The following is an 18,137-nucleotide window of genomic DNA, read 5'->3' as shown; positions in this document are numbered from 1 at the left end:
TCCGGTTTTGATTTGGGTTGACAAAGAAATGCTTTTTCGCAGATTTAATTGTACTTACGTTAGGGTCTTCAGTATAGATTCACTCAGAGGGGCAATCGTTTAAATGAATAAGAAAATAGTTTTTGACCGGGTTACCCAAGATGCATTTTTAGACGACTAATAACGAGGGGCAGCCACCCGAGGTCGTAAAGTAAATGGTTTTGGTTGAATACGCGCGAGCATTTTCGCGAATTCTATTCAGAAACCCGGCAGCCGCGCTCCTTCAAACGCCTGTGCCGTTCGTCAAAATTATCGGGCTAATTGCTTGATTTTCTGAGTATATTTCTTACTTTAGAGGCTACGTTGTCGGCTGGATTTCCAGTACATACCTATGAGATGGTTTTGGTTCGGTATCGCGGTGCTCGGCCTGCCTCTGGCCGGTATGGCCCAATCGTTCCCTGGTTTGCCGGAGTTCAACTTCGACCGGCGGGGCGACGCGGGGTATATTGACAGTCTGCTGACGCTGGGCCGTACCTACCGCCATCAGGTCGAATCGCTGCCGCGCTCTCGTCGTACTGATTCCCTGCGGCTGGAAGGACTACGGTTCATGACGGCCGTGTTCAAGCAAACCCGCGGCTCGCTGCGCGACAGTAGCTACATCTATGCCAAATGGCTGGAAGAGCGCGCCCTGGCGTATCACAATCCTTTGTTCATTGTACGCGGCCTCATGCAGCAGGAATATTACCTACGCGTTGTAAAGGCCGACTATCTGCAGGCGCTACAGATCAACCAGCGTGTTTCCCAGGCCTGTATACGTTTGCCGCGAGAGAGCTCTCCGCTCTGGCAGGTGCAGATGAACATGGGCGATATCTACGTACTGCTGAAAGAATATCGGAATGCGCTGAAGAGTTATCAGGCTTCCCTGAACCTGCTGGCCCAGAATACATCCCTTACAGGGAAAAACCGCAAGTTACTGACGGCCCAGGCCATTACGCAGATGGGAGAGGTCTATGAAATTCAGGGACAGTACGACCTGGCCCGCCAGCAGTTTGAAGCCAGCCGGCAGATTGCGCTGGAAACGCACTCGCAAACCAATCTGGCTTATGCTGATGAGCGGCTGGGTGATTTTTTCATTAGCCGACGCCAGCCCGAGCAGGCCATACAAATTTTTGACGAAGGGCTTGCCGTCTGGACTCAGCTGAACGACCGGGCGGGGCAGGCCGCTGTTTGGGCCAGGCTGGCCGAATGTTACACTCTTACCAACCGACCCCGTCTGGCCATTGAGTTTGGCGAAAAAGCATTGGGCGTTGCCCGTCAGTCCGGTTACCTGCGCATGCGGCAGATGGCTACCCAGGCCCTGTATCGGGCGTATCGGGCAGCCGGCCAGTCTGACCAGGCGCTGGCTATGTTCGAAGAATACGTAGTTCTGCGGGATAGTCTGACCAATCTCCGGCGGGTAGAAGAGCTGTCGGCCATGCAGAAGAAGTATGACATCAACCAGGTTCGGGCTGAAGCCGATCGGGAACGGCTGATTCAACAGCAGCAACTAATCGATGTCCGTCGGCAGGCTGAAATAAGCCGGTTGCTGGCCGAAACAGAACGGGAGCAGCTCGCCAGTAAAACCCGGCTGAGCCAGTTGCAGCAGCGCGTTGAGACCGAACGGTTGAGGGCCGATTCGCAGAAGAGCCGACTGGAGAGTATGGCCCGCGTCGACGCACTCAAACGCGATATTGAACGCGAGCAGATCATCCGCTTTTTTCTGGTGAGCGGGCTGGCTATGTTGCTCGTGTTTACCGTTATCTATTTCCGGAAGAGCCGGCTTATTGACCGACAAAAGCGCAGGATCGAAGAGTTTAACCACGATCTGGAAGGGAAAGTTGTAGAGCGTACGGCCGAGCTTAAAGCGGCCAACGACCAGCTGCGGGCCAAAAACCGGGATATCGAAGACGCGTTGCTGCGTGGGCAAACGCTGGAGCGTAAACGGATGGCTGCCGACCTGCACGATAGCCTGGGTGGCCTGCTGGCGGCAATCAAAACGAGCCTGTCGGCGTTAAACCCGACGCATCTGTCGGAGCGTGAGCAGTTGATTTACCAGAATCTGCTTGGCATGACTAAAGAAGCCTTTGCGGAGATACGCTACCTGTCGCATAACCTGCAGCCCGACGAACTCGAAAAGCAGGGGTTGTCCGAAGCGCTAATGCGGCTGGTCAACAAGCTCAACCTGATGCAGACCGTAACGTTCCGGCTGGATGTAGCCGTATTGCCACGCCTGGGGAAAACAACCGAGTTTAATCTATACTCAATCTGTATCGAGTTGTGTAGTAATATCTTACGGCATTCGGAAGCTACTGAAGCCGATATCCTGTTCCGGCGGTTCGATCAGGAGCTGAACATGATTATCAAGGATAACGGCTGCGGCATGGACCCGACCGATGCCACCGGTATGGGGCTACGCAATATTCAGTCCCGGATGGATCAGATTCAGGGTCGTTACGAGGTTCATTCGGAGCGGGGCGGTGGCACAACCTTCATTTTTATACTGCCAGTATCGGTCAACACCGTAGTAAGCTGATGGTCGGCTAGGGAAGGCGACCTTCTACCATGAACTCGTTTTTGTCAAAGTACGACAGCTTCTGAAATCCAGCCAGCTTATACCGTTTCACCTGCCACTGCTGTCCTGACAGGCCGTTCTCCAGCAGCAAATGGCGTTCTGATGAATACAGCGGGTTACTGGTCTGCAGCACGGCCTCAATCTGACGTGGTTGCCGCGTTATTGAGTCGAGCCGGACCGTCAGCGAGCGAACCGTCAGGCGCTCTTCCGATTTTTTCAGGGTATACTGATAGGTCAGTGAATCGGGGCGGGCAATCTGGTAGCTGCTGCGTAGCGCCGGTTTGTTGATATCGGCCTGGCTGAACAGTTCCAGCTCGCGATTCCAGTCCAGTTCGGCGGTTTGCTGCTGGCTGCGCTCCTGATTGATCTGAACGGTTTTCCGAACAAGTGGCTTGCGGGCCGTTAGTTCCTGTACTTGTTTCTGAACGAAACCAGCCACATCATAATAAACAGGGGGCTGATTTTGCTGGTTGGGGTTGTTACAGCTGCTGACAATCAGCCATACAGGGAATATAAGTAGCGAAACGAAGCGCATAAACGAATGCCGGATGACGGTTGAAGGCAACGACCTTCACCAACCACCAACACGATTTTTTAGAAATCGGTTTAGCGAACAGAATTCTGAACCAAATTTGCAGCGACAATGCTATTTACTAAACGGGTTCATGTCTCAGGCGTACAGGGTATCGATCACAGGTCGAAGCCTGCAATGAACTGAAATCTGATGCCTTAAACTGCTGAACAACTGTTTCATGGAATACGACGTAATTATTATCGGTTCGGGACCGGGCGGCTATACCGGCGCCATCCGGTGTGCGCAACTCGGGCTCAAAACAGCCATCATCGAGAAATACCCAGCCCTGGGCGGAACCTGCCTGAACGTAGGCTGTATTCCCTCTAAAGCCCTTCTCGATTCGTCGGAGCACTATTATAATGCCGCTCACACGTTTACCCAGCACGGTATCAAACTCGACAACCTGCAGGTCGATCTGGCACAGATGATCAGCCGGAAACAGGACGTCGTTGATCAGACCACGAAAGGGATTGCTTTTCTGATGAAGAAAAACAAAATCGATACCTACTATGGATTGGGTTCTTTCGTGGATGCGCATACGGTTAAAATTGCCAAAACGGACGGGGGGGAAGAAACCATAAAAGGCAAGAATATTGTCATCGCCACCGGCTCAAAACCGCTGTCGTTCCCGTCGATGCCTGTCGATAAGAAACGCATCATCACCTCAACCGAAGCGCTGAAACTCGAACAAGTGCCGAAGCACATGATCATTATCGGTGCTGGTGTGATCGGTGCTGAACTCGGGTCGGTTTACGCCCGGCTGGGAGGTAAAGTGTCGTTCGTCGAGTTTTTCGATTCCATGATTCCTACCATGGACAAGACGATGGGCAAAGAGTTACAGAAAGCCATTAAGAAACTGGGCGCTGATTTTTACTTCAATCACAAGGTAACCCAGGTCGAGAACAAGGGCGATGAAGTAGTGGTCAGTGTTGACACGCCCGACGGCAAACAGATCACCCTAACGGGCGACTATTGCCTGGTTTCGGTAGGGCGCCGTCCGTATACCGATGGTCTCAACCTGGAAGCCGCCGGTCTGAAAACCGATGCCAAGGGGAAAGTTGAGGTTGACAATAACCTGCGGACCAGCGTGCCACACATCTACGCACTGGGCGACGTTATTCGGGGCGCCATGCTGGCCCATAAAGCGGAAGAAGAAGGTACGTTCATCGCCGAAACTATTGCCGGTCAGAAGCCGCATATTCACTACCGGCTCATCCCGAACGTGGTATACACCTGGCCCGAAGTAGCCGCCGTTGGTTATACCGAAGAAGAGGTGAAGCAGCAGGGTATTCCGTACAAGACCGGTTCGTTCCCATTCAAAGCACTAGGTCGGGCGCGGGCGAGTATGGATATCGACGGGCTGGTTAAAGTGCTGGCTCATAAAGAAACGGACGAGATTCTGGGGGTTCACATCATTGGCCCCCGGGCGGCAGATATGATTGCCGAAGCGGTTGTGGCTATGGAGTTCCGGGCCTCGGCCGAGGACGTCAGCCGGATGTCGCACGCCCACCCGACGTACACCGAAGCCTTTAAAGAAGCCTGTCTGGCCGCTACCGATAACCGGGCTATCAACATGTAAGGCTGGTACAGAGCAAGTCGATACAACGCGAAGCCCGGCTATTTTTCAACAGCCGGGCTTCGTTAATTTTTAACCGCACCATCGTTCGACTGTCCTCCACCGCGGTCCGTGCGAAGGCTTATTCGGCCAGCAGTTTATCGATCAGGCGGTTGAATTCAGCAACGTACTGGTCGTAATACTGACCGGTTCCGGGGCCGCTGAAGCCGGTGTGAATATGCCGAACCTGTCCCTTTTTATCAATGAATAGGGTAGTTGGAAAAGCCACGACTGCATTCAGGTCAGGTAATGCTTTACTGGCTTCGGCTTTGTCGTTGGTGCCAGCCAGTACAACCGGGTAGTCGATCTGGAAGCGTTGCTTCATCCGGTCAATTTTTGGCCCCGACTCAGTCATGTTGGCCGATCGCTCAAAAGCCAGCCCCAGTACTTCAACGCCCCGGCTGCGGTTGCGCTTGTACCAGGGACTCAGGAAATTGGTTTCGTCCATACAGTTCGGACACCAGGACCCGAGAATCTGGACAATGGTCACTTTGTTCTTAAAGCGCGGATCGCTCAGCGAGACCAGCTGGCCGTTGGGTTCGGGGAAGGAGACGCGCAGCGTTTTGGCGCCCGGCTTCAGGTAGGTAAGGCTGGCCGGATCGGGAAGTTTGGCCGCCGGATCGAAGCGGGCCGCCCAGGGTTCGTAGCCCGATATGCCCGACCAGAACCCGCCGACCAACGTTTTAGCCTGCGAATTGTGCTTGGCTTTGAACAAAAATAGATGCGACCCATCAAAGCAGGACAGGAACAGGCTGTCGCCAACGACATTGCCATCCAGGTAGCGGTAGTCGCCGGTAGGTGTCAGGAACGTACCCGCCACCCGGTTGCCTGTCTGCTTAAACACCCCTACCGCATTGACCGTATCGACCCGCCCCGATTTGTTGCCGAAGTCGGTGGCCCAACTGCCGGTCAGGGTTGCTGCTGCGGTTTGAGTAGTCGGTACAAAGCGCTGCGTGTAGCCGAGCGTGGCCTCGAACGGTACTGTTTGTATTTGTTGAGCAGTTCGTCGCCGACGCCACACCCCCCGGAGCGTATTACCGTCTATCTTTGCAACTAATTCTGATTCAAAAAGGGCCATCGGAATCCGGATCGAGTCGCCCTGTACCATAGCCGGGTCCATAGGAAGCCGTTCGCTCCCGTTAAGTGCGAAAACGGTATAGCCCGCTGCCTGGCCCGGCTGGATATCGAGACCGAACGGTAAGTCACCTCCGCGGGTTTTCAGTACGGCTCGGTATTGACCCGGTGCAACAGTAGTTGATTCTGACTGACCTGAACAGGCCATGGCTGTGGCAATGAGCAGGGCAATGGCCCCGAAGGAAACGATTTTTTTCATGCGGAGATGGGACATGCTGTTCACGAAACGACCGGGCAAACAGGTTGGTTCAACCGAAACTAATCATTCGACAGCGCCAAAAAGGGCGGTTAGACGAATGATAATCAATAATAACGAATGACAACGAATTACCACGAGCCTGTTATGCTGCAGGCCTGCCTCGACGGACTGAACCTGCAGCCGGGCGGCACCTATGTCGATGTAACCTTTGGCGGTGGAGGTCACAGCCGCGCCCTTCTCGAACAGCTGGAAGGGGGGCGCCTGTTTGGGTTCGATCAGGATGCCGACGCCCGGGCCAACGCGCAGGCCATCAACGATCCGCGCCTGACGTTTGTGGCGTCCAATTTCCGGAATATCAAGCGTTATCTCCGACTTTATAAAGCGGATCAGGTAGATGGCATTCTGGCCGACCTGGGTATTTCGTCGCATCAGATCGACACGCCCGAGCGCGGCTTTTCTACCCGCTTCGACGCCGACCTCGATATGCGTATGAACCAACAGGCCGACCGTACGGCCCGGCAGGTTGTCAACGACTATACAGAAGCTGACCTGCACCGGATTCTGGGGATGTACGGTGAAATCACCAACGCCCGAACGGCAGCCGGTGCCATCGTGTCGGCCCGCTCGAATCGGCCCCTCAACACCGTTAATGATCTGAAAAATGCGCTGCAGCGGTTTGCCCCACGTGGCAAGGAAAACAAATACTTTGCGCAGGTTTTTCAGGCATTACGGATTGAGGTGAATGAAGAACTGACGGCGCTGGAGGAGTTTCTGGAGCAGGTGCCGGGTATCCTCAAGCCAGGGGGCCGACTGGTGGTGATGGCGTATCACTCGCTCGAAGACCGGCTGGTGAAAAATTTCATCAACAAAGGCAAATTTCAAGGCGAAGTAGAAAAGGATTTGTTCGGGAATGAGATCAAGCCACTCCGTTCGGTCACGCGAAAACCTATCGAAGCCACGCCCGACGAAGTGGCCCGCAATCCCCGCGCCCGTAGTGCTAAACTGCGGATCGCTGAAAAACTGTAAATTTTTATTTGTCAAACGATACTGCCCCACCGTTAAAAACCTAGTATCTTTGCGGTCGGTTTGTTGTCAATTTTATAAAAAACCATCCTGTTATGTCTGCCACGCTTGACACCGTGAGTTTGTTAGCCGATCGCATCAACGCGCTGGAGGAGTCGTCCACGCTGGCGATGACCAAAAAAGCCCGTGAACTAGCCGCGCTAGGTCACAAAGTAATCAGCCTGAGCGTAGGAGAGCCGGATTTTAAAACCCCCGCCCACATTTGCGAAGCCGCCAAGAAAGCCATTGACGACGGGTTCCACGGATACTCGCCCGTTGCCGGCTATCCGGACCTGCGCAAAGCGATTGCCGACAAGTTCAAGCGTGACAACAACATCGACTGGAAACCCGAAAATATTGTTGTGTCGACCGGTGCCAAACACTCGCTGGCCAACGTAATCCAGACGCTGATCAACCCCGGCGATGAGGTGATCATCTTCGCGCCTTACTGGGTGAGCTACTCCGAAATGGTTAAACTCGCCGAAGGGAAGGCCGTTGTGCTCGACGGGGCGTTTGAAAACAACTTCAAAGTAACCCCTGAGCAGTTTGAGGCCGCCATCACCGACCGTACCCGGATCGTGATGTACGCGTCGCCGAACAACCCGACGGGCTCGATCTATTCCGAAGCCGATCTGCGGGCCATTGCCGACGTGGTTGCCCGGCACGATAACCTGTTTGTGCTGGCCGATGAGATTTACGAATACATCAACTTCACCCCCGAAGGTCATTTCAGCATCGGCTCGATTCCGGCCATTGCCGATCGGGTTATTACGGTCAATGGCGTGGCCAAAGGATACGCCATGACGGGCTGGCGCATCGGGTATATCGGTGCCGCCAAGTGGATTGCGGAAGGGGTAGAGAAGTTGCAGGGACAGGTAACCTCGGGTACCAACTCCATTGCGCAGAAAGCCGCCGTTGCTGCCATCAGCGGCCCGCTCGATGCGTCTAAAGAAATGACCCAGGCCTACCAGCGCCGTCGGGATCTGGTTGTTCAACTCCTGCGCGAAGTGCCCGGCTTCCGCACCAACGTCCCGGAAGGGGCTTTCTATGCTTTCCCCGATATTAGCCATTACTACGGAAAGACCGACGGTACGACCCGCATCGAGAATTCGGATGATTTTGCGGAATGGCTGCTGAATACGGCCTACGTGTCGACGGTGGCTGGTTCAGGTTTCGGTGCCCCCAACTGCCTGCGTATCAGCACAGCTGCTTCTGACGAGGCCCTGGCCGAAGCGGTTCAGCGCATTAAAGATGCCGTAGCAACCCTACAATAAACAAACGCTCATAACCGAAAGCGGCCCGAACAAGACTGTTCGGGCCGCTTTCGGTTATGAGCGTTTGCCGAAGGGAATTACCGCTTTCAGACTGACGTTTCGGCCCATGTTGAAAACACCGGCGCGACCGGTTGCTTCGTTGACGCCGAAATATTTGAGTCGGTTCTGGTGGCTCTGGTAAGCCACGTCGAACAGGTTCTGAACGGTCAGATAGAGCGAGAGCAGGGTTCGGCCGGTATTGCTGGCTATATCGCTGCCAGCGCCCAGGTTGACGAGGGTATAGGCCGGGGTCGGCGTTTCGGTACCGAAGGCCAGCAACGCCTGATTCTGCCGCCAGTTGTGTTCCAGCTCTGCCATAACGTATAGATTACGCCAACGACTGCCGGCTTCGGCTTTGGTAAGGCGGATCTGGCTGATCAGGCGGGGTGGGGGCAAAAAGGGCAGATAACGCGCCGAATCATTCTTGGCCGACAGGTTACGCGACCGCACCAGCGAATACGAGGTAGTAAAATGGAACCAGCGGGCCGATCGGGGATTCACCGTAACCTGGGTTTCAGCGCCGTACAGCACCGCGTTTCCCTGTACATAGCGGTAGGTCAGGATCGGGCGGGCTGGATCAACGATTGAGTCGCGGCCAAACCGGTCGAGCACTTTTTCGGAATAGGTGTAGTTGTTGATCCGATTCTGAAACAGGCTGGCCATAACGGTCAGGTCGGGTGATTCATACTGAACACCCAGGTCGCCCTGCCACGAGGTTTCGGAGCGCAGGTCGGGACTGCCAATCTCGTAGCGGAAGGTGCCCGCATGCTCGCCATTGGCCGAGAGTTCCGATGTAGCCGGTGCGCGGAAGCCCCGGGCCAGATTGGCTTTTACGGTCCAGCGGCTCGACAGGAGATACGTTGCCCCCAGACTGGCCGTTGGGTTCGAATAAACTTTGTCAAGGCCTCCGAAACGAGTCTGGCCCCCCTGAATCGGAGACTCGCTGAAGACACCTTCAGCGTCGGCATAAAGCTGGTTGATACGCATACGCCGAACATCTACCCGAACGCCCCCGTTAATTGTCAGCCATTCGGTTTTCTTCTGGGCGAACGCAAACACGCCATTGTCGAACGATCTGTAGCCCGGGTAAAGGACCTCCAGACCCCGGTTCTGGTTGTACTGGTAAAGCCCGTTGCCACCCAGGGTAATGTCCCAGCCGTTACGCCCGGCCAGGTAATACTTCAGATCATAGAAGACATTCTGAAGATAGAAATACAGCGCGGGCTGCCCAGGCGTAAGCGTACTGGCAAACTCCTGACGACGGTTCTGGCTGTAACTGATGATAGCCGACAGGTTGCCGCCCCCAACTTTAGCGAAGGTATTCCATGACGTCTTGAAGTGATTCAGGTTCTGGTAGTTGGCCAGCTCGATTGGGCGGCTGCGTAGTTCGGCATCGGGAACGGGCGCCAGTGCCTCTGAGTCGGCGCTTACCTGTACAAGCTTCAGGAACCGGCCGTTGCGGTCGCGCTCGCCCGTAACGATGTTGATGTCCTGATGCCAGTTGGAGATGTACAGCTGCGAGTAGCCCCATTTTCGGGTAATGCCAACGGTTCCGTTGATGTCAAATTCCCGGTAGGCCGATCCGTATACCCGTCCGTCGTAGCGGTTCCGATAGTTACCGGCGCTTTTGGTGCTCACCCGTATGCGGCCGAACAAGCCACTCTGGTTCGTTCCTTCCACTACGCCCGACAAACCGATCATACCGTTATTGCTCTGGTAGTTGCTCAGAACCTGCCCGCGCATGACGCCGGGTTCTGGCGGACGAGCCGATATAACGCTCATAACCCCGCCCAGTCCGTCAGAGCCGTAGAGTAGGCTGCCCGACCCTTTAATGATCTCATACCGGTCGATGCTGTACTCATCGATCTGAAGCGCGTGTTCTTCGCCCCATTGGTTGTCTTCCTGCCGAACGCCGTCGTGAACGGTAATGACCCGGTTGAATCCTAGGCCGCGAATGACAGGTTTCGACAGGCCAACGCCCGTGGTGATCTGCGACATACCTGGCAGTTTCCCAACCGCATCGACCAGGTTAGTTGACGCTGTCTGGAGCCACTGAATCTTGTTGTACGTCATAATCGGAACCGGACTGTCTTTGACAGTCTGCCCGGTGGTAAGGCCCGTCACAACCACCTCCTGGAGCTGGGCTGCTTCGGGTTCGAGGGTCAGGTCGAGCGTTGTTTCGCCATCGCCGAGCTGAATGGTGCGGATCATATTTCGGTAGCCGACCAGCTGTACCTGTACCCGAATCGAGCCCGCCGTCAGGCCTGTAATGCGGTACCGACCCGTTGAGTCGGCGGCACCGCCTTTTTGAGAGGAGGGGATGTACACCGTAGCGCCGATCAACGGCTCGCGGGTGGTTTTGTCGGTAATGTGACCACTAAGTATCGCCTGGGCAGAGGCCAGGCCGGGAATAAGACAAATGAATAGAAGAAATCGAACCATGTATGTGGCGGTGTATATAGTGAATAAATCAGCCGAGTGCTGCCAGGTAAAGCGTATGCGCACGAGCCGGAACTGCTCAACGCGGGCAGGCCGGACTCGTACAACGTACCAGACAAATCGAAAAAGCCGAGATAACTTATATACACGGGGGACCCCGGTGGCGGAAAGCAACATGGACCGACTCTGGCCGGGCAGTTGGGCGGGGCACAGAAGGGCCTGTCAGGAAGAAGACCGTCAGCAGCAGCGCCAGCCAGGCAACGGGCGCAGCATCGGTATACAGAGCATTGGCAAACGCATCGAGCCAGATCAGCTCATCGCGGCTGTGGGTATGGGTAGGGAACTGCGTCCCCGGCGATGACTTGTACGGGTGCGCGTGGCAGATGATCGTACCATCGGCCAGGCGGTGGGCATGGCGGAAAACGACTCCATTGGTTAGTACCGCGAGGTACAAACCAACGAGCAAACGGCCCAGCCCAAACCGATAACGTTCCAGTACAGACACGCGAATACAAGCGAAATAAAGGTGAACGCGTAAAAATATTAAATCAGTTTCAATTATAACTATCTAATAGACAGATATACTACTTAAAATTCTGGCACATAACTTGATATGAAAAAAGTTGCGTCGAAACCAGACGATTTGTATATTTAACTCTTACATATTCTGGTAACCTTCTTCCCGTCAAACTTTTTGATTTTAATCTTGTTTTTGTATTAAGGCAAGGTTAACTTTGAATATGAAAAGAGCATCGTTTTAGAACAGCCCACTTGAAGATGCCAAAGTTGCTTTACCGTAAACTTAACTATACTCTCTTACCACTTTAACCAATGAGAAACGTTCGATTATATATGATTTTTCAGTGGGCATTCTTTCTCCCCATTATTCTGCCCCTCTGCCTGGCATACGGTGCGCTACGTGGTGCCATTCAGATGGCCGAACGAGTGATGGAACAAATCGTGACCGATGTTATTCCGCATAGCGAGACGCAAACCACAGTCGACAAGTATCAGATGTAAGTTTTCTCAGCATAACTAACAAAGCCGACTGCTCCCGGGAGCAGTCGGCTTTGTTAGTTATGAGCCTTACCCAAAGATAAAATCCATGTTTTTGTCCTTGTAGTTTTCATCGTCGAGCTCGAGAAATTCTTCCCAGAACGGATCGGCCGGCAGTGCTGCTTTACAAATAAGCGGCTCTTTTTTGACCGGGTGCAGGAAATAAAGCCGCCGGGCATGCAGGTAGATCTTCTTGTCGGCAACGGCCCGGTCGTACCCGTATTTGACGTCGCCCCGGATCGGGCAACCCATATGAGCCAGCTGCGACCTAATCTGGTGGGGCCGACCGGTGACGGGCGTTACTTCCAGCAGGTAATGTTCATTGATGCGTCCCAGTACCCGATACGAGAGTTCGGCCCGCTGCGAGTTGGGGGCTTCGTATTCATAGACGGTTACCTGGTTCTTCTGCTCGTCTTTCACCAGCCAGTTAACAAGCCTGTCGGTGGTTTTGGGTGGTTTCTGCCGAACAACGGCCCAGTAAGTTTTCTGCACCTGGCGCTTCCGGAAAATCTCGTTCATGCGCTCCAGCGCCTTTGACGTACGCGCAAACACGACCAGGCCGCTAACCGGCCGGTCGAGTCGATGAACCAGTCCCAGAAATACCTCCCCCGGCTTGTTGTATTTCTCCTTGATGTACTCTTTCAGTACAGTCAGCAGGGTGGTGTCACCGGTGCGGTCTCCCTGCACCAGTATACCCGGCTCTTTGTTGACAATGAGCAGGTGATTGTCTTCGTATATAACCTGAAATGGTTTCTTCTTCATGCTGTATCGTGCCTGCTGTAGCCTGATTGCGAAGCGTATATCGCTCCGCAATCAGGCTACATTATGTAGGTTAACTCAATAAGCTTCCTTCTCGTTCGGGAAGTCGCTGGCTTTCACGTCATCAACGTAGTGCGCAATTGCCTCGGTCATAATAGTATGCAGGTCGGCATATCGGCGCAGGAACCGCGGCTTGAACTCGTTGGTAATGCCCAGCAGATCATGCACGACCAGAATCTGTCCGTCGGCATCGGGTCCGGCGCCAATACCAATGGTGGGTATAGCCAGGCTTTGGGATACTTTTTTGGTGAGAGCCGCCGGTATTTTTTCCAGCACCAGGCCGAAACAGCCTACATCCTGAAGCATGTGGGCATCGTCGATCAGTTTCTGCGCTTCGGCCTCTTCTTTGGCCCGTACCGCGTAGGTCCCGAACTTGTAAATGGACTGGGGGGTCAGGCCCAGGTGGCCCATAACCGGTACACCCGCGCTCAATACCCGCACGATCGATTCCTTGATTTCCAGGCCACCTTCCATCTTCACAGCATGAGCCCCCGATTCTTTCATGATGCGGATAGCAGACCGGAGGGCTTCTGACGAGTTGCCCTGATACGAGCCGAAAGGCAGATCGACCACCACCAACGCCCGCTTCACCGCCCGTACCACCGATGACGCATGGTAGATCATCTGGTCGAGGGTGATGGGCAGCGTTGTTTCGTGACCCGCCATAACGTTCGAGGCTGAGTCGCCGACCAGAATCAGCTCAACACCGGCGGTGTCGACGGCGCGGGCTATGGAGTAATCGTAAGCCGTGAGAGCAGATATTTTCTCTCCTTTATTTTTCAGCTCCTGAATGGTGTGCGTCGTAACGCGCTTTATGTCGGGGTTATGGACAGACATACCGTCAAGTTTCAGTGTACAGGTTTCGATAAACGAATACCGACCGCAAAAGTACGGCTTTTACGATCGGTATTCGTTATGGATGTCTGGACGGTATCGGGACGCTGTTTATCGGGGAGCCAGCCACGATTCGGGGTTGAGCTTGGTAAACTCTTTCCAGATCTGAAACTGGATTTCGGAGACGCCATTTTTGTCGGTCGCTACGGTGCCGATGGTTTCACGGGCTTTGACGCGCTGCCCCACCCGTACCGACACGCTTCGCAGTTTGGCATAGACTGTAAAGTAGTTGCCGTGCTGAATGGCTACCACGTTGTTCATGCCCGGCATGCTGGCTACGTCCTGTACAATGCCGTCATAAACCGACCGAACGCCTTCGCCCGCGTTTGTCTGAATATCGACTCCCTGGTTTTCTACGTAAATGCCTTTGAGAACCGCATGGGGTCGGCGGCCAAAGTGGTCGGAGACGAAACCGCGACCAACGGGCCAGGGCAAGCGCGCCCGCGATGCGGCAAATGACGAAGCCAGGGCGGTTTCTTCGTCGTTCAGGTTGTTGTTACGCCGTTCGTCGGGTTTGGGTGGAGCGGGTTCCGGATCGGCGGGGCGTTCTACTTTGGCTACGTCGGCTGGGTTAGGCTTTTCGCCTGCTTTTTCGGCGGCTGCCACGGCGGCTTCCGCTTTTCGGCGCTCGGCTGCTTTCCGGGCCGCTTCCAGACGGGCTACTCGTTCTATGCGCTCTCGCTCGGCTCGCTCACGAGCCTCCCGCTCGGCGCGTTCGCGGGCCTCGCGGGCAATAATACGCGTGATCATCGATTCCAGCTGGCTAACAGCCCGTCGGCTTTCGGCCAGTTCGGTACGCAGTTCGGTTTCTTTCTGACCAAGGGCCTTGACGACCTGGTTTTTCTCCACCTTCAGCAGCTCGAGCTTTTTGGTCTCACTCATCTTGACTACCAGGGTGCCGCGTTGCTGCTGGCGCTTGCGCTGGGTGATCTGCTGTTTGCCCTGCAGCATGGTCTGCACGTTGTTCATCTGGCGAACCTGGCTCTGGCGGGCATCGGAGTACTGGCGCAGGTATCGATACCGGGCTACCAGTTGGTTGAAGTTGTCGGACGCAAACAGAAACCCGAGCGGGTTAACCTGCTGCCGGCGTTTGTCAGCCGCGTAGACCATGGAGCCGTATTCATCCTTAAGCTTTTCGAGGTCGCGGGTCAGGGCCCGGCTGGCCTGTCTGAGCTCGGCAATTTCGGATTCAGTCAGCTGGAGGTCTTTGTTGAGCAGCCCAATCTGGCGCGACTGGGTCTGAATCTGCTGGTCGAGGGCTTTCAGCTGGCCCAAGCTCACCTGTTTCTCGGACGCTGTCTGTTTAAGAACGGTCCGGATCTGGTTCATTTTCTCAATATTCTGCTTTTTCTCTTTCTCCAGCGCCTGTCGGCTGCGCTGTGTTTGCTGGGCACTAGCCGCTGGCGGCTGCATCAGACCAAGCAGCAGCAACGAACCGACCAGCAGCCAACGAAGAGAGAGGAACAGGAGCGGGATACGCATACACACAAATTCAGTTGTCAGTTTTCGGCGGTCATACATCGGCATAAGGCGTGGCCATAGACCGGGCAGGGGCACCGAAAAACTTGTTTATGGCCGCCTTTTATAGCTGGCCGGAATGGTAAATGGAAACCCAGGGGTTTTCTCGATCAGTTCAACCTTGCTGTGCTTGATCCGCAGCAGCGTCTGGTAAAACTGGCCGTCGGTTTTCGACTGGTAATCGAGCGTAACGAGGCTGGTATACGGAAACAGGAAGTTGTTCAGCGATGTGAAATCTTCGTAGTCGAGCCGCAGCGTATTCTTGGTAGGCTGCTCGGTAACCATCAGTTTTTTCAGCTTTCGATCCTCTTCGCCAATATAATTTTCTACCAGCACCTTACCCTCACTCTGCCGCAGCAGCAGGTAATCGCGCTCGTTCTTGATTTTCTGAGCCGGGCGCTTGGGTAAGGGCAGATTACCGACTATGAGTGCCTGCAGTAGCTGGAAGTTCATAACAAAGTTGAACTGCCGGCTCAGCGTCGGAAAATCGTAGACCGAGTACTCGCCGTGAATCTTATCGACAATAATAATGGAGTCGCGGGTGATCAGGCCCCGAACGGCTTCAATGCCCAGTTTACTGACCGATAGCCAGATTAGGCTGTCTTTGCGAACCCGCAGGTTGATGTTGGCATTATCGATATCCTGCTGGGGACTCTTGAACGATATTTTAGAACGTGCCGTCAGATATCGGAAGTCGATTTCGGCTACGTTGGTACGGGCTTCTTCGATGCCAGGCCGGGCGGGGGGCGTGGTCGTTGCCGTATCGGATGCCACTGGCGCCGGACGCTGAGCCGTTGCCGAATCGGGCCGGGTCGCCGGGGTAGCGGTCCCGACGGTGGGGGGCAGAGCCGACCCCGGCAAGTTTCGGCGTCGGCAGCCTTCTGTATGGAGTAAAATGCTCAGTAAGAGAGCAAACAACAGGTATCTCTTCATTTATGCGCGTTTCGGTAAGCGGTCCGTCCGGGCTCCGATGGATAAGAAGCCGGGCGGTCTGCTGCCCATGCTGACAAAGCAACGATCGGAAACCGGCTTTTACAACAGGCCGGTTTACAGCGTGCCGGTAGAAATCTTCTTATCCAGTTCGGGGCCGGTGCCGCCTTTGGCCTTAGCTCGTTTCCATTGCTCGGCGGCCTGTGTGCGTTCGCCAAGCTGGTACAGCACATCGCCGTAATGTTCAATAATGGTTCCGCTTACGCCAGCCGGATCGGCCAGAGCTTTTTCGAGATACTGGCGTGCCTTGACGTAGTCTTTCGAAACGTACAACACCCAGGCGTAGGTATCCAGATAGGTTGCGTTGGTAGGATGACGTTCGACCAGCTTTTGGGCCAGTTGCAGCGCGCGAGGCAGATTAGCCTTGCGCAGCGACAGAAAGTAGCTGTAATTATTGAGGACGTGGTCGTTGAGCGGGTCTGCTTTAAGCACGGCTTCGTAAGCTTCGTCGGACCTGGCGTGATCGCCCAGGCCGTTGTAGGCGTCGCCCAACTGGGCCTGAATACCGCGTTTCAGTTCGTTATTGGTAGTAGCTGCCAGTAGCTTCTGACTTTCTTCGAGGGCATCGACGGCCTGCTGATAACGCCGTTTATACAAGTTTGCCGACCCGTTGGAGTACCAGAAGAGGCCCTGCGTCGGGAATACTTCCAGTGCCTGCTCGGAGTGAACCAGCAAACTGTCGACCTGGTTAAGTTCGCCGTCGAGCTGCAGCAGCGACCCCCACACTTCGTAGACCGAGCCGTCGAGCCGGGCCGCCCGGGCGTAGGCGTCGCGGGCTTCGGCTTTCTTGCCCTGCTGCATGAGCAGATCGGCTACCATAATTTGTGACTTGGGGTCTTTGGGGTTCGATTTGGCCAGATCCTGGGCCATTTTGAGCGCATCCTGCTGAGCAGGGGCGTTTTCGCCGGTCAGGCCTACGTAGCTGGACAGGATCCGGGCTTTTAGACCGGCTTCCAGATTCGGGTTGGCAAACACCTGGTTGAGCTCCTGCGTAACCCGGTTCATATCCCCTTTTTTGCGGTAAATATCGGCCAGCAGCACGTGCGCCTGGGGCAGGTCGGCGTTTAGCTTGAGCGCACGGTCAATCCACGTAATGGCCTGATCGGAGCGGTCGTTGGCAATGAGCAGTTCGGCGCCTTCGAGCAGGTATTCCGGGTCGCCCGGTTCGGACTGCACCAGCTTTTCGGCTTCTTCGACAGCCTTGTCAATTTTGTTCTGTTTGAGGTAGATACGCTGCTTCTGGCGGGTAATCTCTTCGTTCATGCCCAGTTCGCGTTCAACCCGTTCATAGGCTTCGAGCGCTTTGTCGGGTTTGTCGTCGAAGAGGTAGATAGCGGCCAGCTCGACGCCATATTCGGCGTTTTCGGCTCCTTTTTTAACGAGCGTTTCGTAGAGTTCTTCGGCTTCGCTGTACCGCTTCTGCTTCACGTAGAGTTCGGCCAGCACCAGGGCGTAGAACTTATTACCGGCGTCGAGCGAGTGGGCTTTGGTGGCGAAGGGGATGGCTTCCGCCGTTTTACCCATCTTCATCAGGGCGCTGGCCGTAGCGTACTGGGCGGCTGCGTTGCCGGGGTTTTTCTGGAGTACCTTGCCAAACTGCGTAACGGCTTTTGACGGTTCGTCGGTCATCAGAAAGCGCATCCCGTCGGCAAACAGGGTTTCCTCTTCCATCCGAACGGTCGTGGTGGAGCTGGCTTTGGCCAGGCTGGTATCGGCTTTGGTTTCGGCACGCTTTCGTTGGGCTGACGCTGGCAGCAGCCCGATACTCATCAGCAGCCCCAGCCCGACGACCCATCCTCTGACCGATCGGTTGCGATATACGTTGATTAGTGGATTCATGCTGGTCGGTACCTTATCGTGCGTATCTCTAAAAACGCGGCTTGGTTGGTTCTATTGCGGCTTTATCGCGAATAAGTCCTTTAAACAAAGGTAGT

General features: G+C 54.9%; 14 protein-coding genes. 5 read left to right on the top strand and 9 right to left on the bottom strand.

Annotation, left to right across the window (positions count from 1 at the left end):
• Nucleotides 1–370 precede the first annotated feature (370 nt).
• Nucleotides 371–2,551 carry a tetratricopeptide repeat-containing sensor histidine kinase gene (locus tag FBR45_RS23675; RefSeq protein ID WP_138506975.1) on the top strand — a complete coding sequence of 727 codons (2,181 nt, stop codon included), beginning with the start codon at nt 371–373 and terminating at the stop codon, nt 2,549–2,551.
• A gap of 7 nt (nt 2,552–2,558) precedes the next feature.
• On the opposite strand, the gene FBR45_RS23670 is transcribed toward FBR45_RS23675, so the two are convergent.
• Nucleotides 2,559–3,125 (bottom strand): hypothetical protein, encoded by a 567-nt coding sequence (locus FBR45_RS23670; RefSeq protein ID WP_138506974.1) that lies wholly within the window; start codon nt 3,123–3,125, stop codon nt 2,559–2,561.
• A gap of 217 nt (nt 3,126–3,342) precedes the next feature.
• Between FBR45_RS23670 and lpdA the strand changes: the two genes are divergently transcribed.
• The gene (gene lpdA, locus FBR45_RS23665; protein WP_138506973.1) at nt 3,343–4,743 is read left to right on the top strand and encodes a dihydrolipoyl dehydrogenase; all 1,401 of its coding nucleotides are present in this window, start codon (nt 3,343–3,345) and stop codon (nt 4,741–4,743) included.
• Nucleotides 4,744–4,861: 118 nt separating this feature from the next.
• Here lpdA and FBR45_RS23660 read toward each other — a convergent pair whose 3' ends face one another.
• The gene (locus FBR45_RS23660; protein WP_138506972.1) at nt 4,862–6,112 is read right to left on the bottom strand and encodes a TlpA disulfide reductase family protein; all 1,251 of its coding nucleotides are present in this window, start codon (nt 6,110–6,112) and stop codon (nt 4,862–4,864) included.
• 117 nt (nt 6,113–6,229) lie between these two features.
• Between FBR45_RS23660 and rsmH the strand changes: the two genes are divergently transcribed.
• Nucleotides 6,230–7,138, top strand: a complete 909-nt coding sequence (gene rsmH / locus FBR45_RS23655) for a 16S rRNA (cytosine(1402)-N(4))-methyltransferase RsmH (protein ID WP_138506971.1) — start codon at nt 6,230–6,232, stop codon at nt 7,136–7,138.
• Nucleotides 7,139–7,230: 92 nt separating this feature from the next.
• The gene (locus FBR45_RS23650; RefSeq protein WP_138506970.1) at nt 7,231–8,448 is read left to right on the top strand and encodes a pyridoxal phosphate-dependent aminotransferase; all 1,218 of its coding nucleotides are present in this window, start codon (nt 7,231–7,233) and stop codon (nt 8,446–8,448) included.
• 54 nt (nt 8,449–8,502) lie between these two features.
• Here the strand turns inward: FBR45_RS23650 and FBR45_RS23645 are convergent, their stop codons facing one another.
• Together FBR45_RS23645 and FBR45_RS23640 are read right to left on the bottom strand one after the other, a co-directional pair.
• Nucleotides 8,503–10,929 (bottom strand): TonB-dependent receptor, encoded by a 2,427-nt coding sequence (locus FBR45_RS23645; RefSeq protein WP_138506969.1) that lies wholly within the window; start codon nt 10,927–10,929, stop codon nt 8,503–8,505.
• 136 nt (nt 10,930–11,065) lie between these two features.
• Nucleotides 11,066–11,431 (bottom strand): hypothetical protein, encoded by a 366-nt coding sequence (locus tag FBR45_RS23640; RefSeq protein ID WP_138506968.1) that lies wholly within the window; start codon nt 11,429–11,431, stop codon nt 11,066–11,068.
• A gap of 326 nt (nt 11,432–11,757) precedes the next feature.
• Here FBR45_RS23640 and FBR45_RS23635 point away from each other — a divergent pair, with 326 nt between their 5' ends.
• Nucleotides 11,758–11,946 (top strand): hypothetical protein, encoded by a 189-nt coding sequence (locus FBR45_RS23635; protein ID WP_129602818.1) that lies wholly within the window; start codon nt 11,758–11,760, stop codon nt 11,944–11,946.
• Between the two features lie 66 nt (nt 11,947–12,012).
• Here the strand turns inward: FBR45_RS23635 and FBR45_RS23630 are convergent, their stop codons facing one another.
• From FBR45_RS23630 to FBR45_RS23610, 5 genes are all read right to left on the bottom strand, one after another.
• Complete coding sequence (locus FBR45_RS23630) at nt 12,013–12,744, bottom strand: RluA family pseudouridine synthase (protein ID WP_138506967.1); 732 nt, start codon at nt 12,742–12,744, stop codon at nt 12,013–12,015.
• A 75-nt stretch (nt 12,745–12,819) separates the two neighbouring features.
• Nucleotides 12,820–13,638: a 3-methyl-2-oxobutanoate hydroxymethyltransferase gene (gene panB / locus FBR45_RS23625; RefSeq protein WP_138506966.1), complete on the bottom strand. Its 819-nt coding sequence runs from the start codon at nt 13,636–13,638 to the stop codon at nt 12,820–12,822.
• 108 nt (nt 13,639–13,746) lie between these two features.
• Nucleotides 13,747–15,108: a murein hydrolase activator EnvC family protein gene (locus tag FBR45_RS23620; protein WP_246082361.1), complete on the bottom strand. Its 1,362-nt coding sequence runs from the start codon at nt 15,106–15,108 to the stop codon at nt 13,747–13,749.
• A gap of 156 nt (nt 15,109–15,264) precedes the next feature.
• On the bottom strand, nt 15,265–16,146 hold the full coding sequence (locus FBR45_RS23615; RefSeq protein ID WP_138506964.1) for a DUF4292 domain-containing protein: 882 nt from the start codon (nt 16,144–16,146) through the stop codon (nt 15,265–15,267).
• A 114-nt stretch (nt 16,147–16,260) separates the two neighbouring features.
• Entirely contained in the window at nt 16,261–18,042 is a 1,782-nt protein-coding gene (locus tag FBR45_RS23610; RefSeq protein WP_138506962.1) for a tetratricopeptide repeat protein, read from the bottom strand.
• Between the last annotated feature and the right edge of the window lie 95 nt (nt 18,043–18,137).

It is taken from the genome of Spirosoma lacussanchae (genome assembly GCF_005870035.1).
GTDB classification, from domain to species: domain Bacteria; phylum Bacteroidota; class Bacteroidia; order Cytophagales; family Spirosomataceae; genus Spirosoma; species Spirosoma lacussanchae.
Note: the sequence above shows the minus strand (reverse complement) of the source record. Positions and strands in the feature narration are given on the sequence as shown.